The sequence below is a fragment of the Mycobacterium sp. TH-M25 genome (assembly GCF_057473665.1).
The window spans coordinates 1-3,848 of sequence record NZ_JBYCLA010000054.1; the positions used below are offsets into that span (position 1 = coordinate 1).

At 63.0% G+C, this 3,848-nt stretch carries 6 protein-coding genes; 3 read left to right on the forward strand and 3 right to left on the reverse strand.

Annotation, left to right across the window (positions count from 1 at the left end; genetic code table 11):
• Both AC2VOU_RS02160 and AC2VOU_RS02165 read left to right on the forward strand, forming a co-directional pair.
• A partial coding sequence (locus AC2VOU_RS02160) for a signal peptidase II (protein WP_486955879.1) occupies positions 1 to 191 on the forward strand: 191 nt, incomplete at its 5' end.
• Positions 192 to 266: 75 nt separating this feature from the next.
• The gene (locus AC2VOU_RS02165; RefSeq protein WP_047314017.1) at positions 267 to 1,193 is read left to right on the forward strand and encodes an RluA family pseudouridine synthase; all 927 of its coding nucleotides are present in this window, start codon (positions 267 to 269) and stop codon (positions 1,191 to 1,193) included.
• 13 nt (positions 1,194 to 1,206) lie between these two features.
• Here the strand turns inward: AC2VOU_RS02165 and AC2VOU_RS02170 are convergent, their stop codons facing one another.
• The 3 genes from AC2VOU_RS02170 to AC2VOU_RS02180 form a co-directional block, all read right to left on the reverse strand.
• Positions 1,207 to 1,965, reverse strand: a complete 759-nt coding sequence (locus tag AC2VOU_RS02170) for a class I SAM-dependent methyltransferase (RefSeq protein ID WP_047313891.1) — start codon at positions 1,963 to 1,965, stop codon at positions 1,207 to 1,209.
• A gap of 86 nt (positions 1,966 to 2,051) precedes the next feature.
• Positions 2,052 to 2,648: an MliC family protein gene (locus AC2VOU_RS02175; protein WP_486955880.1), complete on the reverse strand. Its 597-nt coding sequence runs from the start codon at positions 2,646 to 2,648 to the stop codon at positions 2,052 to 2,054.
• An 82-nt stretch (positions 2,649 to 2,730) separates the two neighbouring features.
• Complete coding sequence (locus tag AC2VOU_RS02180; protein ID WP_047313893.1) at positions 2,731 to 3,141, reverse strand: group I truncated hemoglobin; 411 nt, start codon at positions 3,139 to 3,141, stop codon at positions 2,731 to 2,733.
• Positions 3,142 to 3,362: 221 nt separating this feature from the next.
• Between AC2VOU_RS02180 and AC2VOU_RS02185 the strand changes: the two genes are divergently transcribed.
• Positions 3,363 to 3,848: SDR family NAD(P)-dependent oxidoreductase (locus tag AC2VOU_RS02185; RefSeq protein WP_486955881.1), on the forward strand; the 486-nt coding region annotated here is incomplete at its 3' end.

Genomic DNA, 3,848 nt, shown 5'->3' on the forward strand with positions numbered 1-3,848 from the left:
TGGTTGATCGCTTCTTTCGGGCGCCCGGGCCGCTGCAGGGACACGTCGTTGACTTTTTATCGATCGGCTGGTGGCCGGTGTTCAATGTCGCCGATCCGTCGGTGGTGGGTGGCGCCATCCTGCTGGTTGTTCTGTCAATCGTTGGCTTCGACTTCGACACTGTCGGTCGACGCAAAGCCGGTCAGCGTTGATGGCCACCGGCGACGATGCAGAGCAAATGAGCGATGTGGGAGCACCTCCCGCTTGCGGTGAGAGGAGCGGTGCGTTTGAATGACCGCTCGATGCCCGTCCCGGAGGGACTCGCGGGCATGCGTGTTGATGCCGGGTTGGCGCGTCTGCTGGGGCTGTCCCGAACCGCCGCGGCTGCTCTCGCCGAAGGCGGCGGCGTCGAGTTGGACGGTGTGCAGGCGGGAAAGTCCGATCGGCTGACATCAGGTGCCTGGTTGCAGGTGCGCCTGCCCGAGACGCCGGCGCCGCTGGAGAACACCCCGGTCGACATCGAGGGCATGACAATCCTGTATTCCGACGACGACATCGTCGCGGTCGACAAGCCGGCAGCGGTGGCGGCGCATGCATCGGTCGGCTGGACCGGGCCGACGGTGCTCGGCGGCCTGGCCGCTGCCGGCTACCGGATCACCACCTCGGGTGTGCACGAGCGCCAAGGCATTGTGCATCGTCTCGACGTCGGCACCTCGGGTGTAATGGTGGTGGCGATCTCCGAGCGCGCCTACACAGTGCTCAAGCGGGCGTTCAAATACCGGACGGTCGACAAGCGCTACCACGCGCTGGTACAGGGCCACCCGGATCCGTCCAGCGGGACAATCGACGCGCCGATCGGCCGGCATCGTGGCCACGACTGGAAGTTCGCGGTCACCAAAGACGGTCGGCATAGCCTCACCCACTACGACACCCTGGAAGCCTTCGTCGCTGCGAGCCTGCTTGACGTGCATCTGGAAACCGGTCGCACCCACCAGATCCGGGTGCATTTTGCCGCGCTGCATCATCCATGCTGTGGCGACCTCGTTTATGGGGCCGACCCGAAGCTAGCGAAAAGGCTTGGGCTGGAACGTCAATGGCTGCACGCCCGGTCGCTGTCATTCGCCCATCCGGCCGACGGCAGGCGGGTCGAGATCGTCAGCCCCTACCCACCCGATCTACAGCACGCACTGGACGTGCTGCGTGCTGAAGGGTGACCGGCACCAGCGGTCAGTCGGGTTTGCGGGCATCGACGAGGACCCGCGTCGAGTGCGCGACGAACAGCCCGTCGGCCTCGATGCGTTCATGAAGTTCCCGCAGCCGGTCGCGATAGCGGTCCACAGTAAAGTCCGGCACCGTCCAAATCACCTTACGTAGGAAGTAGATAACGGCGCCGATGTCGAAGAACTCGGCTCGTAGCCGCTCCATGCGCAGATCCACGATCTGTAGGCCAGCGGCTTGTGCCTGCGCACTCACGACGTCGGGATGACACTCGGCCCATTTCTCGGGTTGCGGCCCGCTGAAGTACTCGACCAGCTCGGACATCGTCGCGGGCCCGATTTGCTGCGCAAAGTAGGTGCCGCCCGGCCGGAGCACCCGAACGATCTCGGTCCACCACACGGAGATCGGATGACGAGCGGTCACCAGGTCAAACGCTCCGTCGGCGAACGGCAACAGGGGTTCATCCCGAGTTGCCACGACCACCACGCCGAGCGGGTGCAACAGCTTGGTTGCCCGCGCCGCGTTCGGAGGCCACGTCTCGATCGCTGCCATCGTGGGTGGGAACGGCGTCGCGCCGGCCAACACCTCGCCGCCGCCGGTGTGCAGGTCCAGCGCCGCCGACACACTAGCCAAACGCTGGCTCAACGCCCGCTGATAGCCCCAGGACGGTCGTTCCTCCGTCGCACGGCTGTCCAGCCAAGAAAAATCCCAGCCGTCGACGGGTACCGAATCAGCTTCTGCCACCAGATCTTCGAATGTGCGCCGCATAACAGACATTCTCATCAAAAATGGGTCAGATCGTTGCCGGTATGCCCAGATGTCGATCGAGCGTCGCGATCAATCGTTGATCGACGTTACCGCGTCGTACAGACGAACCTGTTGCCGTTGAAATCAAGCCTGACCTCGCCTTGATGCTCCCAATATTCCACGCCTTGGCGCCCGTACCGGGCGCCGCTGCCGGACGGTTGGACGAACAGGATCTCCTGGTCGCCGTTCCAGTTGAGTACCGCGGTCGCCGGGTCGAACTGGTTGTAGAACTGCGCGGTTAGCGGCCCGGACCCTAGGGGACAGTGGTAAGTGATCACGGCTGGTGTCACGGTGGCTGGGTCGGCGATGGCCAGCTGGACCAGCCGGGTCTGATAGGCCTCTACCACGCAGGTGCGCACATCAGCGTTTTGTGCGCAGCCGTCGCGGACCGTCCTCCAGCTGTCTTGTGCGGCCGTCAGCCCAGCTTGGTCCGCGCCAGGACGGGCCAGCGCCTGCTGATAGGCGGTCTGCAGCCGGTGCTCGAGGTCCATTAAGTGCGGGTCACCACATACCAGCTGCTGTGCATTGTTTGAGGTTTTTGTGCAATCGAGCGATATCGCGGACGAACTTGTCGCCGGATGGCTTGTTGTCGGCCCGCAAGCGCTCAAAACCAGAGCTGTCACGATGATGGCGATCAGTCGCATACGAACTGACTACCCGGCTGCCGGTTGCCCGCCGATGCGACACGCGCACCGGCGCGGAACTTCTTTTTATGGTCGAGCCTGGTCAGACCTGTGCTGTGGTGGTTTCGCCCGACACCACGTCGGGGGCCAGTCCAGCGATGACCCCGAGTATTTCCGTCACAGTCTCAGCGAGGATTCCGGCGGCCGTGAGCGCGTCGCTCAAGTGTCCTGCCACGAGGGTGAAGTGGTGCATAGTGATTCCTCGCCCCTGATGCACCTGTTTCATCGACGCACCGGTGTAGGGGGCCGGCCCGCCGAGAGCGGCCGCGATGAATTCAGCCTGTTTGCCCTTAAGACGGCTCATATTCGTTCCGGCGAAGAAACTGGACAGTTGATCATCAGCGAGAACGCGGGCATAGAAGTCCTCGACAACCACTTCGATCGCCTCGTACCCGCCGATCCTGTCGTAGATGCTGGCGGGCTCGCGCCTGCCGAATCGTGACAATATTCTCATGGGGACAGCCGAGCACTGCGCTGTTGCGAGTCCGTTAGTATCCAATCACGTTCGTATTACCTTGTGTAACAAGCCGCTTGCCAGTTCTCAGCCGCACATTCCGTCGGCGGCCCGGCGCTTGGGCTGGGGCAACATGACGGCAATCTCCATCGATTCATGCAGTGATGTCCTAGGTTGGGCTTGATGACCCGTCTCACGAACATCACCAGGAGCGACGATCGATGAATCTTGGCGACCTGACGAACCTCGTCGAAAAGCCATTCGCGGCGATGTCCAATATCGTCAACACCCCTAACTCCGCTGGGCGATACCGGCCGTTCTATCTGCGGAACCTGCTCGATGCGGTGCAGGGTCGCAAACTCAGCGACGTGGTCGGGGGCAAGACGATCCTCATCACCGGAGGCTCGTCGGGTATTGGCGCGGCGGCGGCGGCAAAAATCGCGGCAGCAGGTGGCACGGTGGTGCTGGTCGCGCGGACTCTGGAGAACCTGGAAAAGGTCGCCAACGATATTCGTGGCAATGGCGGGACCGCCCACGTATACCCGTGCGACCTGTCCGACGTGGATGCCATCGCCGCTATGGCTGATCAGGTGCTCGCCGATCTCGGCGGCGTCGACATTCTGATCAATAATGCTGGGCGCTCAATTCGGCGGTCGTTGACGCTGTCCTACGAGCGGATCCATGACTACCAGCGGACGATGCAGCTG